Origin of the sequence: Schumannella sp. 10F1B-5-1 (genome assembly GCF_006517535.1) — a bacterium.
In the GTDB taxonomy this organism is placed as follows: domain Bacteria; phylum Actinomycetota; class Actinomycetes; order Actinomycetales; family Microbacteriaceae; genus Schumannella.
The window spans coordinates 1-236 of sequence record NZ_VHQH01000180.1; the positions used below are offsets into that span (position 1 = coordinate 1).

General features: G+C 75.4%; 1 pseudogene. It reads left to right on the forward strand.

Features of this window, described 5'->3' with window-relative positions:
• Window positions 1–236, forward strand: a pseudogene (locus FJ658_RS16440) (MFS transporter); the annotation flags it as partial.

Below are 236 nucleotides of genomic sequence, written 5' to 3' on the forward strand. Positions count from 1 at the left end.
AACATGTTCGCCCGCTCGATCGGCCAGTCCGTGGGCGCTGCGGTGCTCGGCGCGGTCGCGAACGGCGTGATCGCCGCGCACGGCGGCGACGAGACCGATCCCGCGACGATCATCGACGCCTCGACGGCGGTCTTCGTCGGCGCGGCGATCGTGGCGGCGCTGTTGCTCGTCGCGACCGTCACGATGCCCCGCGAGCGGCGCGCCGCATCCGCCGCCGCCCCCGCGACGGGCCCCAT